At 68.9% G+C, this 18,344-nt stretch carries 19 protein-coding genes; 11 read left to right on the top strand and 8 right to left on the bottom strand.

What is annotated here, in order from left to right; translation table 11 throughout:
• Positions 1–19 precede the first annotated feature (19 nt).
• Genes J2W23_RS25240 through aat form a run of 3 tightly spaced genes read right to left on the bottom strand, consistent with a single transcriptional unit; the run spans position 20 to position 2,466 of the window.
• Positions 20–850, bottom strand: a complete 831-nt coding sequence (locus tag J2W23_RS25240) for an IclR family transcriptional regulator (protein ID WP_176657097.1) — start codon at positions 848–850, stop codon at positions 20–22.
• Positions 851–880: 30 nt separating this feature from the next.
• Positions 881–1,714: an arginyltransferase gene (locus J2W23_RS25235; RefSeq protein ID WP_307650697.1), complete on the bottom strand. Its 834-nt coding sequence runs from the start codon at positions 1,712–1,714 to the stop codon at positions 881–883.
• Positions 1,711–2,466 carry a leucyl/phenylalanyl-tRNA--protein transferase gene (gene aat / locus J2W23_RS25230; RefSeq protein ID WP_176657099.1) on the bottom strand — a complete coding sequence of 252 codons (756 nt, stop codon included), beginning with the start codon at positions 2,464–2,466 and terminating at the stop codon, positions 1,711–1,713. The genes J2W23_RS25235 and aat overlap by 4 nt, the downstream gene beginning before the upstream one ends.
• 223 nt (positions 2,467–2,689) lie before the next feature.
• Here aat and J2W23_RS25225 point away from each other — a divergent pair, with 223 nt between their 5' ends.
• The 5 genes from J2W23_RS25225 to J2W23_RS25205 all read left to right on the top strand — a co-directional run bounded on the left by J2W23_RS25225 (position 2,690) and on the right by J2W23_RS25205 (position 7,296).
• Positions 2,690–5,020, top strand: coding sequence for a xanthine dehydrogenase family protein molybdopterin-binding subunit (locus tag J2W23_RS25225; protein ID WP_176657100.1), 2,331 nt, complete (start codon positions 2,690–2,692; stop codon positions 5,018–5,020).
• A 162-nt stretch (positions 5,021–5,182) separates the two neighbouring features.
• Positions 5,183–6,097, top strand: a complete 915-nt coding sequence (locus J2W23_RS25220) for an AraC family transcriptional regulator (protein ID WP_176657101.1) — start codon at positions 5,183–5,185, stop codon at positions 6,095–6,097.
• Positions 6,076–6,435: a VOC family protein gene (locus tag J2W23_RS25215; RefSeq protein WP_176657102.1), complete on the top strand. Its 360-nt coding sequence runs from the start codon at positions 6,076–6,078 to the stop codon at positions 6,433–6,435. The genes J2W23_RS25220 and J2W23_RS25215 overlap by 22 nt, the downstream gene beginning before the upstream one ends.
• A gap of 22 nt (positions 6,436–6,457) precedes the next feature.
• On the top strand, positions 6,458–6,862 hold the full coding sequence (locus J2W23_RS25210) for an SRPBCC family protein (RefSeq protein WP_307650696.1): 405 nt from the start codon (positions 6,458–6,460) through the stop codon (positions 6,860–6,862).
• Entirely contained in the window at positions 6,859–7,296 is a 438-nt protein-coding gene (locus tag J2W23_RS25205) for a nuclear transport factor 2 family protein (RefSeq protein WP_307650695.1), read from the top strand. Before J2W23_RS25210 ends, J2W23_RS25205 begins: the two co-directional genes overlap by 4 nt.
• Here the strand turns inward: J2W23_RS25205 and pobA are convergent.
• Positions 7,266–8,447 (bottom strand): 4-hydroxybenzoate 3-monooxygenase, encoded by a 1,182-nt coding sequence (gene pobA / locus J2W23_RS25200; protein WP_307650694.1) that lies wholly within the window; start codon positions 8,445–8,447, stop codon positions 7,266–7,268. The two genes, J2W23_RS25205 and pobA, sit on opposite strands and share 31 nt — an antisense overlap.
• Before the next feature lie 133 nt (positions 8,448–8,580).
• On the opposite strand from pobA, the gene J2W23_RS25195 reads away from it, so the two are divergent.
• The 5 genes from J2W23_RS25195 (at position 8,581) to J2W23_RS25175 (ending at position 13,402) form a co-directional block, all read left to right on the top strand.
• A complete protein-coding gene (locus J2W23_RS25195; RefSeq protein WP_307650693.1) occupies positions 8,581–9,351 on the top strand; it encodes an IclR family transcriptional regulator domain-containing protein in 771 nt (256 codons plus the stop codon).
• 59 nt (positions 9,352–9,410) lie between these two features.
• On the top strand, positions 9,411–10,070 hold the full coding sequence (locus tag J2W23_RS25190; RefSeq protein ID WP_176657107.1) for a response regulator: 660 nt from the start codon (positions 9,411–9,413) through the stop codon (positions 10,068–10,070).
• A complete protein-coding gene (locus J2W23_RS25185) occupies positions 10,067–11,410 on the top strand; it encodes an ATP-binding protein (protein ID WP_307650692.1) in 1,344 nt (447 codons plus the stop codon). The genes J2W23_RS25190 and J2W23_RS25185 overlap by 4 nt, the downstream gene beginning before the upstream one ends.
• An 86-nt stretch (positions 11,411–11,496) precedes the next feature.
• The gene (locus J2W23_RS25180; protein WP_307650691.1) at positions 11,497–12,975 is read left to right on the top strand and encodes a DegQ family serine endoprotease; all 1,479 of its coding nucleotides are present in this window, start codon (positions 11,497–11,499) and stop codon (positions 12,973–12,975) included.
• 124 nt (positions 12,976–13,099) lie between these two features.
• The gene (locus tag J2W23_RS25175) at positions 13,100–13,402 is read left to right on the top strand and encodes a hypothetical protein (protein ID WP_176657110.1); all 303 of its coding nucleotides are present in this window, start codon (positions 13,100–13,102) and stop codon (positions 13,400–13,402) included.
• 21 nt (positions 13,403–13,423) lie between these two features.
• Here J2W23_RS25175 and J2W23_RS25170 read toward each other — a convergent pair whose 3' ends face one another.
• The 3 genes from J2W23_RS25170 to J2W23_RS25160 form a co-directional block, all read right to left on the bottom strand.
• On the bottom strand, positions 13,424–15,340 hold the full coding sequence (locus J2W23_RS25170) for a sensor histidine kinase (protein ID WP_307650690.1): 1,917 nt from the start codon (positions 15,338–15,340) through the stop codon (positions 13,424–13,426).
• Positions 15,341–15,380: 40 nt separating this feature from the next.
• On the bottom strand, positions 15,381–16,070 hold the full coding sequence (locus J2W23_RS25165) for a response regulator transcription factor (RefSeq protein ID WP_176657112.1): 690 nt from the start codon (positions 16,068–16,070) through the stop codon (positions 15,381–15,383).
• A gap of 89 nt (positions 16,071–16,159) precedes the next feature.
• Positions 16,160–17,158 (bottom strand): helix-turn-helix transcriptional regulator, encoded by a 999-nt coding sequence (locus tag J2W23_RS25160; RefSeq protein ID WP_307650689.1) that lies wholly within the window; start codon positions 17,156–17,158, stop codon positions 16,160–16,162.
• Between the two features lie 91 nt (positions 17,159–17,249).
• On the opposite strand from J2W23_RS25160, the gene J2W23_RS25155 reads away from it, so the two are divergent.
• Positions 17,250–17,654, top strand: a complete 405-nt coding sequence (locus tag J2W23_RS25155) for a GFA family protein (RefSeq protein WP_176657114.1) — start codon at positions 17,250–17,252, stop codon at positions 17,652–17,654.
• Here J2W23_RS25155 and J2W23_RS25150 read toward each other — a convergent pair.
• Positions 17,645–18,343, bottom strand: a complete 699-nt coding sequence (locus J2W23_RS25150) for a substrate-binding domain-containing protein (RefSeq protein ID WP_307650688.1) — start codon at positions 18,341–18,343, stop codon at positions 17,645–17,647. The two genes, J2W23_RS25155 and J2W23_RS25150, sit on opposite strands and share 10 nt — an antisense overlap.
• Between the last annotated feature and the right edge of the window lies 1 nt (position 18,344).

Genomic DNA, 18,344 nt, shown 5'->3' with positions numbered 1-18,344 from the left:
TTGGTGTCCCGCAAAGGGGTCAGGCGCTCGCTGAAGGCGTGTTGCTTGTCGGGGAAGGCGTTGCCGCAGCCACGCCATCCTTGAAGCCCAAGGCGCTCGAGATTTCATTGGCCGTTGCCTGCAGCTTGGGCAGCCAGCCTTCGTCCAGCCGGTCGGCCGGCGCCGAGATCGACAGGCCTGCCACCAGCTTGCCCTGGTCGTCGTAGATGCCGGCGGCCATGCAGCGCACGCCCAGCTCCAGTTCTTCGTTGTCCCGGGCAATGCCGTATTGGCGAGCCTTCGACAGTTCGCGCTCCAGCGCAGGCAGTTGGGTGATGCTGTTGCGGGTGTGGCCGGCCAGTCCGGTGCGGGTGGCATAGCTGCGCACCCGTGCCGGGTCATCGGCTGCCAGGAAAAGCTTGCCTGTCGAGGTGAGGTGCAAAGCTGCGCGCCCACCGATGGCGCGCACCACCTGCATGCCCGAGCGCTCGCTGTACGAGCGCTCGATGTAGACGATCTCGTCGCCCTGTCGCATGCTGAGGTTCACCGGCTGCTGCGTGAGCTTGTGCAGCTCGCGCATCGGGCCCAGCGCGGCATCGCGCACATTGAGCCGCCCCTTCACCAGGTTGCCCAGTTCCAGCAGGCGCATGCCCAACCGGTAGCTGCCCGCCTCGGGCCGGTCGACGAAGCGGCCCACGGCCAGGTCGTTGAGGATGCGGTGCGTGGTCGAAGGGTGGAGCCCGGTTTTCTCGCTGATTTCCTTCAGGGAGATGGCCTCCTCGCGGGACGCCAGGACGTCGATCAGCGCGAACATGCGCTCGATCACCTGGATCACGGGAACGGCAGGAACGTCGGATTGGTTTTTTCTCATGGCGCTGTGCGGTGATGACCGAGCGCCATTTTACCTTGTGAAATCGCTGGATGGCTGCCAGTGTCCATCCACCAACACTTCGTGCGGAGAAAAGCGCGCCTTGTAATGCATCTTGGGGCTGCGCTCGATCCAGTACCCGAGGTAGACGTGCGGCAGGCCCAGCTTGCGGGCCTGCTCGATCTGCCAGAGCACGCTGTAGGTGCCATAGCCCGTGGATGAGGCCCCCACGCTCGGCGCTGCCTGCTCTTGCTGCCCCCCGAGGAGGCCGTTCGCTTGCTTGGGGTGGCCCGGCGCTGCGCGGGCATCGGGTTCATAGAAGGTATACACGGCCGAGATGCCGTCGTTCAGCACGTCGAGGATCGACACCATCTTGAGCGCGCCCGCGCTGCCGTCGGCCAGCGTTTCGCGAAACTCGACCAGCCGCGAATTGACCCGGCTCTGCAGCAGGAACTGGGTGTACTGGTCGATGCTGTCGTGGTCCATGCCGCCGCCTGCGTGGCGGCCGTTCTGGTAGCGCAGGTAGAGCTGGTAATGCTCGGGCACGAAGCACAGCTTGAGCACGCGGGCCTGCAGGTCGGCATGCTGTTTGGCGGCACGGCGCTGGCTGCGTGTGGGCCGGAAGCTGTTGACCAGCACGCGCAGCGGAATGCAGGCGCGGCAGCCGTCGCAGTAGGGCCGGTAGGTGAACATGCCGCTGCGCCGGAACCCGCTGAGCACGAGGTCGGAATAAGCGTCGTTGTGGATCAGGTGGCTGGGCGTGGCCACCTGCGAGCGGGCCTGCCGGTCCGGCAGGTAGCTGCAGGGATAGGGCGCCGTCGCGTAGAACTGCAGCGTGTGAAGCGGGAGATCCTTGAGGTGCGTCACGTCGGTGAAAGAGGTCGCGCGGAAAGGAGTTCGGTCCAGTATACGGGCTCGAATTGCCACCGTGGCCCCTCCTGTTCCCGGGCCTTGGCCACGTGGGCGACGAAGCGCTTGCGCGGTATCTCGTGGGCACCCAGGCTGGCGAGATGGGCGGTGTTCTGCTGGCAGTCGATCATCTGCACGCCGGCGCGGCGGCACAGGCTCACCAGCGCCGCCAGCGCGATCTTCGAGGCGTCCGGGCGGCGGGTGAACATCGACTCGCCGAACACCGCGCGGCCGAGCGCCACGCAGTAGAGTCCGCCCGCGAGCTCGCCGTCGATCCAGGTCTCCACGCTGTGCGCATGGCCTGCCGCGTGCAATTGCGTATAGGCCTGCACCATGTCCGGCACGATCCACGTGCCCGACTGGCCGACGCGCGGCGAGAGCGAACAGGCCTTGATGACCGCCGCGAAGTCGTGGTCGATGCGCACTTCGCAACCGGGCGTTTCCGCGAATCGGATCAAGGTCTTGCGAAGCGACCGGTGCAGCCTGAACTCGGCCACCTGCAGCACCATGCGCGGGTCGGGGCTCCACCACAGGATCGGCTGGTCGTCGCTGAACCAGGGGAAGACGCAATGGCTGTAGGCCTGCACCAGAGTATCGACATCGAGTGCGCCGCCCGCCGCGAGAAGGCCTGGAACGGGGTCGGCCACCCCCCATGCCGATGCCGGGTCGGGCAGGGTGTCGCCGGGTTCGAGCCAGGGCAGTTGTCGCATGGCCGTAGGTATACACGGCTTCGCCGGCGTCCCCTGTGGGATGAGGGAAAATGAAGGCCCGGTCGCCGGGTGTCGCAAACGATTGCGGTCCGTGCGCCACAGGCCTGCCGTCGCAGCGGACAAGAACCCCCGAAGCCCATATAGTGCTGCTTCCATTTGCCCCCCATAAAGCGGATCCAGCGGGCCAGCGTTGCCCACCGGGAATCAGCACAAGAGGACCACGTTGACCACTGAACTCAACCCCACCCGCTTCGGCAGCGGCCAGGCGGTGCGCCGCCTCGAGGACGAAAGCCTGCTGGCAGGCGCCGGACGCTACACGGACGACGTCACGCTTCCCGATCAGGCGCATCTCGTTTTCCTTCGCTCTCCCCATCCGCACGCACGCATCGTTTCCATCGACACAAGCGCCGCCGCCGCCATGCCCGGCGTGTTGCGGGTCATCACCGGGGCCGAGCTGGCAGCCGCGGGGGTCAAGCCGATGCCGGGTGCCGCCGGATTCAAGCGCGCCGACGGCAGCGACAGCGCCAGCCCGCCGCGCTACGCCATGGCGAACGAGCGCACGCGCTTCGTGGGCGAGGCGGTGGCCGCGGTGATTGCCGACACCGTCCAGCAGGCGCGCGATGCCGCCGAGGCCGTGATGGTCGACTACGAAGACCTGCCCATGGTGGTCGACCTCGCCAGCGCTACCGCCGAAGGCGCGCCGCAGCTGTGCGAAGAGGCGTCCGGCAACATCGCCGCCGAAATGCGGCACGGCAACAGCGAGGCCGCGACCGCCGCCTTCGCCAAGGCCAGCCACGTGGTGGCGCTCGACGTCATCAACCAGCGCGTGGTCGCGCTCACCATCGAGCCGCGCTCGGTGCTCGCCGTGCACGACGCCAAGACCGATCGCCTCACGATCCGCATGAGCACGCAGATGCCGTCGGGCGTGCGCGATTCCGTGTGCGCTGCCATCGGCCTTGCGAAAGAAAAAGTGCGCGTGGTGGTGGGCGACGTGGGCGGCGGTTTCGGCATGAAGACCGGCGCCTATCCCGAAGACATCGCGGTCGCCTTCGCCGCGCTGCAGGTCAAGCGCCCGGTGAAATGGGTGGCCGACCGCAGCGAAGAATTCCTCTCCAGCGCACACGGCCGCGACATCGAAGCGCGCGCCGAGCTCGCGCTCGATGCCGAAGGAAAGATCCTCGCGCTGCGCATCAAGACGCTGGCCAACGTGGGGGCCTACGCCACCGGCACGGGCGTCGCGATCCAGCTGCTCATCGGCCCCTGGGTGCAGACCAGCGTCTACGACATCCAGACCATCGACTTCCATTTCAAGGCGGTGCTCACCAACACCGCGCCGACCGGCGCCTACCGCGGCGCGGGCCGGCCCGAGGCCATCTTCACCATCGAACGCCTGATGGACGAGGCCGCGCGCCAGACCGGCATCGACCGCATCATCCTGCGCCGGATGAACTTCATCCAGCCCGACCAGATGCCCTACAAGAACCCGATGGCGCAGGTCTACGACACCGGCAACTTCGAGTCGGTGATGGACCAGGCGCTCACCCTGGCCGACTGGCAGGGCTTCGAGGCCCGCGCCGCCGAGTCCGCGAAGAACGGAAAGCATCGGGGCCTGGGCATTGCCACTTTTCTCGAATGGACCGGCGGCAACGTGTTCGAGGAACGCGTCACGGTATCGGTGCAGGCCGACGGCGTGATCGAGGTGTTCTCCGCCGTCAACGCCATGGGGCAGGGCATTGCCACCTCGCTCGCGCAACTCGCGGTCGATGCCTTCGGCGTGCCCATCGAGAAGGTGCGCGTGGTGCTCGGCGACACCGACCGCGGCGACGGCTTCGGCAGCGCAGGTTCCCGCTCGCTCTTTACCGGCGGCTCGGCCGTGCGCATCGGCGCGGAGCGCACCATCGACAAGGCGCGCGAACTCGCGGCGCAGGAGTTCGAAGCCGCCATCGACGACATCATCTACAGCCGCGGCAGCTTCTCGGTGGCCGGCACCGACCTGGAGCTCGACCTCTTCACGCTCGCGGGCAAGCAGCCCGAGCGCGAGATCTTCGTGGACTCCACCAGCACCGTCGCCGGCCCGACCTGGCCCAACGGCTGCCACATCTGCGAGATCGAGCTCGATCCGCCGACTGGCGAAATCAGCGTGGTGGCCTACAGCTCGGTCAACGACGTGGGCCGCGTGATCAACCCGATGATCGTGCGCGGCCAGCTCGAAGGCGGCGCGGTGCAGGGCATCGGGCAGGCGCTGTACGAGCAGGTGGTGTACGACAACGAAACCGGCCAGCCCGTGACCGGCAGCCTGATGGACTACGCCGCGCCGCGCGCCGACATCGTCGACACCATGTTCCACATGGAGATGGACGAATCGACGCCCTGCACGAACAACCCGCTGGGCGTGAAGGGCGTGGGCGAGCTGGGCACCATCGGCGCCACGCCGGCCATCGTGAACGCGGTGGCCGATGCCTTCGCGCGCAACGGCCTCGCCGCGACCGCGCCGCGCCTGCACATGCCGCTGTCCCCCTCGCGGGTATGGGCGGCCATGCACACAGTGGACTGAGAAGGTGTGAATAAACCTACTGCGCGGTCCGATCTCGCACCTGCGGTCCTCACCGTACAGAGTACGGCTCCTGTCCTCGGTGCAAGCTCGAACCGCTCGCTACGGTTTCTTCACACCTTCTGAGCGCTTCCCACGACAGGGTGTACAAAGAGCAGACGCGCCATGCTCATCACCACCGAACTGCAGACCGATCCGATCCGCGTGTCCAGCTACCGCTGCGACGCGGGGCCGGGTGCGCCGTCCTTCACCGAGATGCACGAGGACTACTCGGTCTCGTACGTGCGCAAGGGCAGCTTCGGCTACCGCACGCGGGGCAACGCCTACGAGTTGGTGGCCGGCTCGGTGCTGGTGGGTTGCCCGGGCGATGAATACGTCTGCACCCACGACCACCACCTCTGCGGCGACGAGTGCCTGGCGTTCCACCTCTCGCCCGGCTTCGTCGACCTGATCGGCGGCGACAAGCAGACCTGGCGCACCGCAGGGCTTCCGCCATTGCCCGAACTCATGGTGCTCGGTGAGCTTGCGCAAGTCGCGGCCGAGGGCGAGAGCGATATCGGGCTCGACGAACTGGGCATGTGGTTCGCCAGCCGATTCGTCGAGGTGGTGGGCGGCCGCGGCAAGCCGTCATTGCCGCAGTCCGCCGCGCCCCGCGACAGGCGCCGTGCGGTCGATGCCGCGATCTGGATCGATGCCAATTCGCACGACGACATCGGGCTCGAAGGCGCGGCCTCCGAAGCGGGCCTGAGCTCCTTCCATTTCCTTCGCCTGTTCTCGCAGGTGCTCGGCGTCACGCCGCACCAGTACCTGGTCCGCTCCCGCCTGCGCCACGCGGCACGCCTGCTGGCGGACGACGATCGGCCCGTGACCGATGTGGCGTTCGACGTGGGTTTTGCCGACCTCAGCAACTTCACGCGCACCTTCCATCGTGCGGCCGGCGTGTCGCCGCGCGGCTTCCGGCAGGCCGCCAAGGGCGACCGCAAGATTCTCCAAGACCGCATGGCAGCCCTGCTCAATGATGACCGCCTGGTTCATTCATCAAGCAGGAAGTCATCGCCATGTACGACCACATCGGACTGAAAGTCAAAGACCTCGCCGCGAGCCGGCGCTTCTACGAAGCCGCGCTCGCACCGCTCGGCCATGTGCTGGGCAGCCACGACGACAGCTATGCCGGCATCGGCCCGGCCGACGCACCCGCGCTCTGGCTCTATGCGGCCAAGGGCGCCAAGGGGCCGGGCACGCACATCGCGTTCCGCGCACCCGATCACAAGGCTGTCGAGGCCTTCCACAAGGCGGGCTTGAAGGCCGGCGGCACCGACAACGGCGGCGCCGGTCCGCGCGCCGACTACAGCCCGACCTACTACGCGGCCTTCCTCATCGACCCCGACGGCAACAACGTCGAGGCGGTCTGCCCTTGAAGCGCGGAAAGGAAAAAGCACCATGGCCACGATCTACAAGGAATTCAGCGTCGAGGCCGATGCTGCGCAGGTGTGGGATGCGCTGCGCGACTTCGGCGCCGTGCACACGCGTCTCGCACCCGGCTTCCTCACGGACTGCAAGCTGGACGGGCAGGGCGCCCGCATCGTGAGCTTTGCCAACGGCCTCGTCGCGCGGGAGCTGCTGGTGGGCATCGACGAGGCGAATCGCCGGCTCGCCTACACGATCACCGATGGCAAGGCGAGCCACCACCATGCATCCGCGCAGGTGTTCGCCGATGGCGAAGGGCGTTCGCGCTTCGTATGGATCACCGACGTGCTGCCCGACGAGTTCGCCGCCTACGTCGGGCCGATGATGGAGAAGGGCGGTGAAGCGATGAAGAAGACGCTGGAGACACAACGCAGATGAGCAGTTCCGCCGCTTCGAGCGAGATCCACGCGGTCGTCCAGCGCTATGCAGATGCCTGGGCCGCCAACGACCTGAAGGGCATCTTCGACTGCTACCACGGCGAGGTCGTCTTCCACTACTTCGGGCAGAGCCCGCTCGCGGGCACACACCGCGGCAAGGCGGCCTGCCTCGCCGTGCTCAAAGAGGTGAAGGAAAAGACGAACCGCCGGCTGGTCGCGATCCGCGACGTGCTGGCCGGCGAGCACTTCGGTCTCATCGTCGCCGTCGAGCAGTTCGAGTACGAAGGCCGCACCTTCGAACTGGAGCGCCTGCTGCGCTACGCGGTGAAGGACGGCAAGCTCTCCGAGTGCTGGATCTACGACGAAGACCAGCGGCGGGTCGACGAAGTGCTGGGCCTAGCCGCTCAGAAATCCTCGAGCGGCAGCCCCACGTAGTTTTCCGCCAGCGCGGTGGAAGCCGCGTGCGAATGCACGAGGTAGTCGAGCTCGGCTTCCTGGATCTTCTGGCCGAAGGCGCCAGTCTCGGGAAAGCGGTGCATCAGCGAGGTGAACCACCACGAGAAGCGCTCGGCCTTCCACACGCGGCGCAGGCACAGGTCCGAATAGCGATCGAGCGCCGAAGCCGATTTTTCACTGTAGAAGATCTCGAACGCGCGCGAGAGGTAACCCACGTCGGCCGTCGCGAGGTTCAGTCCCTTGGCGCCGGTCGGCGGCACGATGTGCGCCGCGTCGCCCGCGAGAAACAGCGCGCCGAAGCGCATCGGCTCAGCGACGAAGCTGCGCAGCGGCGCGATGCTTTTCTCCAGCGACGGGCCGGTCACCAGCCGCTCGCGGGCCTCGGGGTCGAGGCGCGCGCGCAGCTCGTTCCAGAAGGCCTCGTCGCTCCAGTTCTCGACACGCTCTTCGGTCGGCACCTGCACGTAGTAGCGCGAGCGCGTGGCGCTGCGCATGCTGCACAGCGCGAAGCCGCGCTCGGTGTTCGCATAGATGAGTTCGTGCGACACCGGCGGCACATCGGCCAGCACGCCGAGCCAGCCGAAGGGGTAGACCTTCTCGTAGGTCTGGATCGCATCGGCCGGCACGCTCGCGCGGCTCACGCCGTGGTAGCCGTCGCAGCCGGCGATGAAGTCGCATTCGATCTCGTGCGTCTGGCCGTCCTTCTCGTAGCGCACGCGCGGCTTGGCTGAATCGAAGTCGTGCAGGCTGACGTTGGCGGCGCTGTAGATCGTCGTGAGGCCCTCGGTGGCGCGCGCTTCCATCAGGTCGCGCGTCACCTCGGTCTGGCCGTACACAGTGACCTGCTTGCCGCCGGTGAGGCCGTGCATGTCGATGCGGTGCCGCGCACCCTTGAACAGCAGCTCGATGCCTTCGTGCGGCAGCCCCTCGGTGCGGGCGCGTGCATCGACGCCGGCGCGTGCCAGCAGGTCCATCGTCACCTGTTCGAGCACGCCGGCGCGGATGCGGCCGAGCACGTAGTCGCCGCTCTGGCGTTCGACGATGACGTTGTCGATACCTGCCTTGAAAAGCAGTTGACCGAGCAGAAGGCCGGCGGGGCCCGCGCCGATGATCGCGACCTGGGTGCGCATGTTCGTGTCTCCGAGAAGGGTTTTGCCGAGCGTAGGGTGCGGCCGGCCGCTTGGTTCACGGCATTCCGAGGCACTGTGCGATCATGCGAACGCGTGCGCGATGATCGCGCAACACTTCGAATTGAGACCCCGAATGACCATCGCCAAGGCCGATTTCATCGAGGGCATCGCCAAGGGAATGGCGGTGCTCGAAAGCTTCGACACCGAGCGCCAGCGCCTCAATGCCACGCTGGCTGCCGAACGCGCCGGCCTCACGCGCGCCGCGGCCCGGCGCCACCTGCTCACGCTCGCCCACCTGGGCTACCTGGAGACCGACGGCAGCTATTTCTGGATGGCGCCCAAGGTGCTGCGCTTCTCGGGGAGCTACCTCGCCTCGTCGCGCCTGCCGCGCGCGCTGCAACCCACGCTGAACCGGCTCGCGGCGCAGACCGGCGAATCGTTTTCCGCGGTAGTGCTCGATGGCGAAGAGGTGGTCATCGTCGCGCGCAGCGGCAGCTACGGCACGCCGACGCGCGTGCTGGCCTACGGCCTGCACCTGGGCGCGCGGCTGCCGGCGCATGCGACCTCCACCGGCCGCGTGCTGCTCGCCGCCCTGGCGCCCGCGCAGTTCACGCAATGGCTCAAGGGCCGTCACCTCGCGCGGCTCACGCCGCAGACGGTGACGCAGGCGCGGGGCCTTCGCACGCTCGTTGCCCGCACGCGCAAGGACGACTATTGTTTTGCCAGCGAGGAGCACGAGCTCGGCGTGCAGGCGCTCGCGGTGCCGCTGCGCGACATGCAGGGCCACACGGTGGCCGCGCTCAACGTGGTGCTGTCAGGCACGCGCTACCAGGAAGAAGCCTTGCAGCGCGAGATGCTGCCGCTGCTGTTTGAGGCCGCTCGCGAAGTCCGCTCGCTCCTCTGAACTGAACTTCGCCACGGCCGCCGCCTCGAATCCCGAAGACCGGACAACGGAACACAACCATGCGACTCCTGCTTCTCGAAGACGACGTGATGATCGGCGAGGCCGTGCTCGACCTGCTGCGCGCCGAGCAATACGCGGTGGACTGGGTGAAGGACGGCGAGGCCGCCGAGTCGGCCCTGCGCACCCAGCAGTACGACCTGGTGCTGCTCGATCTGGGCGTGCCGCGCCGCGACGGGCTGGAGGTGCTGCGCAGCCTGCGCGCCCGCAAGCAGCGCATGCCGGTGCTCATCGCCACCGCGCGCGACTCGGTGCAGCAGCGCATCGAAGGGCTCGATGCCGGCGCCGACGACTACGTGCTCAAGCCCTACGACCTCGACGAGCTGCTGGCCCGCATCCGTGCCTTGCTGCGCCGCGCGGCGGGGCGCGCCGAGCCGGTGTACGAGCACATGGGCGTGAGCATCAACCCCGCCACCCGCGAGGTCACGGTGGCCGGGCAGCCGGTGGTGCTGTCGGCGCGCGAGTGGGCGGTGCTCGAGCCGCTGCTGGCGCGTCCGGGCATGGTGCTCTCGCGCGCGCAGCTCGAGGAAAAGCTCTACAGCTGGAAAGACGAGATCAGCAGCAACGCGGTCGAGGTCTATGTGCATGGCCTGCGCAAGAAGCTGGGCGCCGAGTTCATCCGCAACGTGCGCGGCGTCGGCTACATGGTGCCGAAGGTATGACCCGGAGCCTGACCGGATCGCTGCGCGCGCGTCTCCTGTGGTTCCTGCTCGCGGCCATCGTGCTGGCCGCTGGGGCGCAGGCCCTTGTCGCCTACCGCACGGTGTTGCACGAGGCCGACGACATCTTCGACTACCACATGCAGCAGATGGCGATGTCGCTGCGCTCGGGCCTGCCGCCCAGCGCGGCCGTCGGCGGCATCGGCAGCGGCGAGCAGAACTTCGAATTCGTGGTGCAGGTGTGGACCGCCGACGGCGTGCGCGTCTTCGAGTCCGCCGACCAGGCGGCGCTGCCGCAGCTCGCGGTGCTGGGCTTTGCCGACGTGCGCGCGCGCGGCACCACCTACCGCGTGTTCTCGATGCAGACGCGCGGCCTCGTGATCCAGGTGGCGCAGGACATGGCGGCGCGGCGCAGCATGGCCGGCACGCTGGCGCTGCGCACCATCGCACCGGTCGCGCTGATGGCGCCGCTCTTGATGCTGGTCGTGTGGTGGGTCGTGAGCCGCTCGCTCGCGCCGGTGGCCCGCGTGCGCAAGCAGGTGGCTTCGCGGCAGGCCGACGATCTTTCGCCGGTGAGCGACGAGGGCCTGCCCGAGGAGGTGCGCCCGCTGGTGCAGGAACTGAACCTGCTCTTCGGCCGTGTGCGCCATGCCTTCGATGCGCAGAAGCACTTCGTCGCCGATGCCGCGCACGAACTGCGCTCGCCGCTCGCGGCATTGAAGCTCCAGGTGCAGGGCCTGCAGCGCGCGCCCGACGATGCGGCGCGGGAGCTCGCCGTGAGCCGGCTGGTCGCGGGCATCGACCGCGCAACGCGGCTGGTCGAGCAGATGCTCGCTCTGGCCCGGCACGAGGCCAGCATGGCGGCCGGCGCGAAGCCGGAACCGGTCGACCTGGGCGAGGTGGCGCGCCTCGCCATTTCGGACGCGGTGGCGGGCGCGCAGGCACGCCGCATCGACATCGGCATCGCGCATGCCGATACGGCAGTCGTCCAGGGCCAGCCCGAGGCGCTGCGCATGTTGCTGCGCAACCTGCTGGACAACGCGGTCAAGTACACGCCCGAGGAAGGGCGCGTCGACATCGGCATCGCCAAGCGTGGCGATGCGGTCGAACTCAGCGTGGACGACAGCGGCCCCGGGCTGCCGGAAGCCGAGCGAGAGCGCGTGCTCGACCGCTTCTACCGCTCGGGCGAACCGCAGGCGCCGGGCAGCGGGTTGGGGCTGTCCATCGTCAAGTCGATTGCCGATCTGCACGGCGCCACGGTGACGCTGGAGAAATCCCCCAGCCTCGGCGGGCTGCGCGTGCGCGTGGTCTTCGCTCCCTCTTCGGGAGGCAGAGGAGCGTAGTTCCCGTTTAAGCCGCGCTTAAGTCAGCGCAACGACATTCCTTTCATCGTGTTTTGCGTCCATACGCAATTGAAAGGAACCGAGCCATGAACACCCGCCTGACTTCCCCCCGCGCCCTGGTGATCGCCCTGGCAAGCGCCGGCGTGATCGGCGCCGTCGGTGCCGGCGCCTACACCAGCGCCGTGAGCGCCCCGACCAACGCCACCCCCATCGCCGCAGCCCCCGCGATGGTGACGCTGCCCGATTTCTCGACCATCACCTCGCGCGACGGCCCGGCCGTGGTCAACATCAGCGTGACCGGCACCATGAAGGCGTCGGACGACGAGGCTGCCGCCGAGATCCAGGGCATCGACCCCGATGACCCGATGTTCCAGTTCTTCCGGCGCTTCCAGGGCCAGATGGGGCCGCGCGGCCAGCAGCAACAACGCGACGTGCCGGTGCGCGCGCAGGGCTCGGGCTTCATCGTCGACCCGAGCGGCATCATCATCACCAACGCCCACGTCGTGAAGGACGCGAAGGAGGTCACCGTCAAGCTGACCGACCGCCGCGAATACCGCGCCAAGGTGCTCGGTGCCGATGCCAAGACCGACATCGCCGTGCTGAAGATCGATGCGAAGAACCTGCCCGTGCTCGCGCTGGGCAACACCAAGGACCTGAAGGTCGGCGAATGGGTGCTGGCCATCGGCTCGCCCTTCGGCTTCGAGAACACGGTGACGGCCGGCGTCGTGAGCGCCAAGGGCCGCTCGCTGCCCGACGACAGCTACGTGCCCTTCATCCAGACCGACGTGGCGGTGAACCCCGGCAACTCCGGCGGCCCGCTGCTCAACACGCGGGGCGAGGTGGTGGGCATCAACTCGCAGATCTACAGCCGCAGCGGCGGCTACCAGGGCGTGTCGTTCGCGATCCCGATCGATGTTGCAGTGCAGGTGAAGGACCAGATCGTCGCGACCGGCAAGGCCTCGCATGCACGCCTGGGCGTCGCGGTGCAGGAAGTGAACCAGGCCTTCGCCGATTCGTTCAAGCTCGACAAGCCCGAAGGCGCGCTGGTCTCGAACATCGAGAAGGGCGGCCCCGGCGACAAGGCGGGCCTGAAGGCGGGCGACGTGATCCGCAAGGTCGACGGCCAGGCCATCGTCTCCTCGGGCGACCTGCCCGCGGTGATCGGCCAGCAGGCGCCCGGCAAGAAGGTCACGCTCGAAGTGTGGCGCCAGGGCGAGCGGCAAGAGCTGCAGGCCAAGCTCGGCGATGCCAGCGACAAGCCGGCCCAGGTCGCGAAGGCCGACACCGGCGCTGGCCAGGGCAAGCTGGGCCTGGCGCTGCGCCCCCTGCAGCCGCAGGAGAAGCGCGAGGCCGGCGTCGACACCGGCCTCCTGATCGAAGACGCGGCCGGCCCTTCGGCGCAGGCGGGCGTACAAGCCGGCGACGTGCTGCTGGCCATCAACGGCACGCCGGCGCAGAGCCTGGAGCAGGTGCGCGAGGTGGTGGCGAAGGCGGCCAACAAGTCGGTGGCGCTGCTGATCCAGCGCGGCGAAGACAAGATCTTCGTCCCGGTGCGCATTGGATAGGCTCGCCCCAGGCCGCGCGCACTTCGTGTCGCGCGCGCCAACCCCCTACCGGGGGCGACACCAGAGGCCCGGCCAAGCCGGTTCCTCGGTGTCCCTCGAAAAGCCCGATACGGACAGCCTTCGCATGACTTCATCTACTGGCGGTCTCTCCGCGCACATCCTGCCCACCTCGGCCACGATGATCGGCGTGTGCATGACCGTGATGTCCATCGGCCACCTCGGGCCGCGCGACGACATGCGGTTGCTGATCGACCGGCTTCTTGCCATCGACGCGCTGGTCTTCCTGGCCAGCGCGTTGCTGTCTTTCATCTCGATGCGTTCGCGCCGTTCGGGTGCACGGCTGGAGGCCTGGGGCGAGATGGTGTTCATCGCCGGCCTCGGGCTGCTGGCGCTGGGCGCGGTCACGCTTGCATTCGCGTTGCGGTGAGCCCGGCCCGGCCGGGCTGCTTCAGGGCATGACGCAGGGCCATTCGAGCCGCACGCGCGTGCCGCCGCCAGTCTCGGCGTCTGCCGGCTCGATTTCCAGCCGCGCGCCGATCGCCTGCGCGCGCGAGCGCATGTTCGAGATGCCGTGGCCCGCTGGCCTCGCCGCTGCGCCCGCGCCCGCGTCCGCGTTCTCACCGGTCCCGCCCGTCGCGCGGGACAGGCCCCGCCCGTTGTCGGTGAGCACGATGCGCACCAGCGGCGGCGTTTCGTCACCGTGCCAGCTCACCTGCATCACAATGCGCGTGGCCGCCGCATGCTTGAGCACGTTGGTGAAGGCCTCCAGCAGGATGCGCTGCAGTTGCAGCGCGGCCTGCGCCGCGAAAGGCGCAACGGTGGGGATGAGCGCCACGTTCCAGACCAGTTCGATGCCGGCCGCGTCCAGCCGCGGCTGCAGCCGGTAGCGCAGCGTCGCCAGCACGGTGGAGAGGTCGTCCTGCGCGGGCTGCAGCGAATCGACCGCCATGCGCATTTCGTCGAGCGCGAGCTTCACATGCTCCTCGACCACGGCCCGGTCGGGCGCGGGCTGCGTCACCACGTTGAGCAGGCCCACCAGCTGCGAGCCGACGCCGTCGTGGATCTCCCGCATGATCCGCTGCCGCTCCACCAGCACCGCCTGCTCCTGCTGCTGCAGGCGCACCGTTTCGAAGGCGCCGCGCAGCTGTTCCTCGCGCTCGGCCACGCGCGCCGCAAGGCTGGCGTTGAGCGCGCCATAGTCGGCCACCGTGCGGCTGTAGCGCTCCACCACCAGGCCGGCCAGGATCACCACGAAGAAGAACATCGCATGCGGCGTGAGCGTGTAGTAGGCGCCGCCGAAGAGGCCCATGCGCACCAGCAGCAGATCGTGCGCGCCGGCCAGGATGGCCAGCATGCCCGCCGCCATCAGCACCCCCGCGATGCGCCGCCGCGCCACCAGCGCGCCGTGGATCACATAGGGCAGGCAGACGATGCTGGTTACCTGCAGAACCACCAGGCCGCTGGTCCACAGCAGGGGCCTGGCGAGCGCGAAGGAAGCGCAGGCCAGCGTGACCGACAGCGCCAGCGCGCCGTAGATCGAGCGCACCAGCCAGGGCGGGTTGCGGTCCAGCACCAGCAGCACGAAGCGTGCAATGAGCCCGATGTGGCAGGCATAGCAGACCGCCACCAGCGCGCCCCAGAGCGGCCATGGCACCGGCACGTCGGGCCAGACGCGGTCGAGGTTGCGCGTGACGCCCGAGAGCGCTGCCAGCGCGAAGCAGCCGTAGAGCGCGTCGCGCTGGCGCAGCCACAGGCCGCCGGCCAGCCCGCCCATCAGCAGCAGGCTCACCGAATACACGATGGCCGAGTTGTTGCGCCAGTTCTGCTGCGTGCGGTGGAGCGCGGCGAGCGGCGCCTCGGCGCCATAGCGGATGCTCGCGAGCCCGCCGCCGCGTTGGCGCTGCAGCGTGGTCCGGATCACCAGTTGCTGCGGTTGGTCGCTGCGGTGCAGGGCAGCGGCGACCGGCACCAGCTGCGAGCCCTTGGCCGCGTCGTAGCCGGGGTTGCCGAGGCTGCCGAAGCTCGCAAGCAGCGCACCGTCCAGCGAGATCGTTACCTGGTTGCCCACGCCCGAGAGCAGCAGCGCCGCGGGTCCGCCCTCGGGCACGGCCACGGCCGGCAGCTCGATGCGGTAGCTCGCCTTGCCGCCGCGGCCGGGAAAGGCGTGGTCCCACCGAAAGGGCAACTGCACCCGGCGCACCTGCGGCGGCAGGCCGTCGGGCTCGAGCGTGGCCTCGGCCGAGCGCACGTCCATGCCGTCGGGCAGGCTGCCGGCGGCATCGACCGAGCGCGCATGGCCGGTGGAGGCCGGCAGGAGCAGCGCGGGGGCCAGGATCAGGAGCGACAGCGTGGCGGCGGCGAGCAAGGGCCAGCGCAGGCAGGCCCGCCGGACCGCTTCAGGGAACTCAGGGAAGCCAGCCCAGGTTGCGGGCTTCGAACACAGCTTCCGATTTGTTGTGCACATCCAGCTTGCCGTAGATATTGCGGATATGGGATTGGACCGTCGAGGCCGAGACTCCCATCTGCGCGCCGACTTCGACATAGGTGAAACCACGAGAGACCAGCCCGAGCACCTCCGACTCGCGCGGCGACAGGCGCTCGGGCGTCACGGCGGAGAAGCGGGCGGCACCGGCGCCGGGGCTCCCCGGACCGCGCTGCGACGCGTCGGCGCGGGTCTGCCAGCGCCGCAGCAGCTGCCGCGCGATCACCGGCGACATCGGCGAGCCGCCTGCGCGCAGGTTGCGGATGTGGGTGGCGAGATCGGCCTCGGTGCCGTCCTTGAGCAGGTAGCCGCTCGCGCCGGCCTCGAAGGCCAGGACCATGTTGGCCTCGTCGCCGAAGATCGACAGCACCATCACCGCGCAGGCCGGCTGCATGCTGCGGCAGCGGCGAATCACCTGCAGGCCCGGCAGGTCGGGCAGGCCCAGGTCCACCAGCAGCACCTCCACCGGGTTCTCGCCCAGCCAGCGCAGCATGTCCACGGCGCTCGAGGCGCTGTAGGCCAGCGCGAGCGAAGGGTCGGCACCGATGACGCGCGCGATGCGCTCGCGCACGCCGGTGTCGTCCTCGACCAGCGCGACCTGCGTGGTCGTCATGGAATCGGGCCGCGGGCGAGGCACATGGGCGGTTCCTGGAAGGGTTGCGACAGTCGCCAGCGTACGGATCGGCGCGGCGCCTGCCTATCCTATAGATGAGGGAGGCGGGCAGCCGGCTTTTGCGGTTTGCGCGGCGTGCGCGCCCCAGCCTTGCCGAGCCGCCCCGCGACGAGCGCCAGGTGCTCGGCCAGCGCCGGCGGCGATTCCACCTCGAAGTCATGCCCGAGGCAGCCGAGCCACACGGCCAGCGCATCGAGCGAATTGGCTGCGGTCGCGATCCGTGTCGTGCTGTCGTCGATCGCCTCGGGCACGCCGCCCACCCAGCCCAGGTGCGCCTCGAGCGCCTTGGCGGGCGCATGCACCACGACACGCGCGTGGTGCAGGTAGGGCGAGACGCGCAGCGCCTGTTCCATGTACGCCGCCACATCGCCGTGCGGGAGCCTGCGTGGCGTGAAGCGCGCGCCGGTCGGCACGGGCGCCACGATGCGGTCGAGGCGAAAGGTGCGCCAGTCCTCGCGCGCCGTGTCCCACGCCAGCAGGTACCAGCGCTGGCCCGACTGCACCACGCGGTGCGGCTCCACCGTGCGCGCGGTCGCCTTGGCGTGGTGGTCGCGGTAGTCGAAGCGCAGTGCGGCCCGGTCGGTGCAGGCTTCGGCGAACAGCGTGACCGCCTTCAGCCGTACCTCCGACTTGCCGCGCGCGAGCGGCACCACCGATGCGCGCACGCTGTCGAGCCGCTTGCGCAGGCGCGGCGGCATCAACTGCTCCAGCTTGGCGAGGGCGCGCATCGACGCGTTCTCGATGTCGCCCTTGCCGTCGCTCGGGTTGCCCAGGCCCAGCGCCACCGCGATGGCCTCTTCGTCTTCGAGCAGCAGCGGGGGCAGGGCGGCGCCTGCGCCGAGCCGGTAGCCGCCGGCCACGCCCGAGGTCGAGTCGACCGTGTAGCCCAGGCTGCGCAGCCGGTCGACGTCGCGGCGCAGCGTGCGTTCGGTGATTTCGAGCCGTTCGGCGAGGCCGGCGCCGGTCCATGCGCGTTGGGCCTGGAACAGGGAAAGAAGCCTGATGAGGCGTGCGGAGGCAGACAGCATGGACCGGATGATGCCTCGGATCGAGGACAGAATCTGTCCGCAATGGGTCGTAGCCTCGGGTTTCTCTCCAACCCATCTCTAGGACGTCACCATGAAGAAGACATACAACGGCAGCTGCCACTGCGGCAAGGTCCGCTTCCAGGCCCTCATCGACCTCGCCGCGGGCACCGGCAAGTGCAATTGCTCGATCTGCATGAAGGCGCGCGGCTGGGGCGCCATCGTCAAGCCCGAAGACTTCACGCTGCTTTCGGGCGAAGAAAACCTGTCGAGCTACCAGTTCGCCTCGCACAGCGCCGAGCACCTGTTCTGCAAGACCTGCGGCATCAAGTCGTTCGGCCGCGGCAACGTGCCGCAGATCGGCGGCGCGTATGTCAGCGTGAATGTGAGCTGCCTGGACGATGCGACGCTGGAAGAGCTTTCGACCGCGCCGGTGCGCTACATGGACGGGCGCAACAACAACTGGTTCGAGGTGCCGGCAGAGGTGCGCTACCTCTGAGGAGCCGGCGCCATGCCGTGGCGGCGCTTGGCTTCGGCGCTGCCGTCCGAGGCCATGAAATCGAGCAGGGCGCGCACGGCGGCCGGCTGCGGGGTGCAGAAGCCCGGCGCGGCCGAGAAGGTCGTGACGATCTGGATGGCCTGCGGCAGCGGGCCGAGCAAGCGGATGCCTTCGAGGCCGATCAGTTCGCTCATCTGCTGGAACCCGAGCGCGGCCTCGCCGCGTGCGACCAGCGCACCGACCGGCACACCGGGCGGCGCTTGCACGAGGCGGCCGCGGATCTCGTCGGCGATGCCCCAGCGCCCGAACAATGCGAGCAGCGCAACGCCGCTCGGGCCGGTCGAATAGGCGATGCTGGCCGCCGCCTGCACGGTGCGGCGCACGGCATCTTCCGTGGCGATGCCGGGCGGCTCGGCATCGGCATGCACCGCGACGCCGACTTCCGAGCGGACGATGTCGACCTTGCCCGCTGCGTCGAGGCTGCCTGCTGCAATGAGCTTGTCGATCGCGTCCGAGGCCAGGGCTACCACATCGAAAGCCTCGCCATCGGCCACGCGCCGCGCGGCATCGACGCCGCCCACAGCCAGGAACGAGACCGGCACGCCGCTCTGCCGCGAGTGCGCCGCCGCCAGTTCGTCCAGCAACCCGCGGGTCGCCATCGAGCAGATTCCCTTGAGGGGCGTTGCCATG

Origin of the sequence: Variovorax boronicumulans (assembly GCF_030812215.1) — a bacterium.
Taxonomy (GTDB): domain Bacteria; phylum Pseudomonadota; class Gammaproteobacteria; order Burkholderiales; family Burkholderiaceae_C; genus Variovorax; species Variovorax boronicumulans_C.
This window is presented reverse-complemented; position numbering and strand designations above follow the sequence as displayed.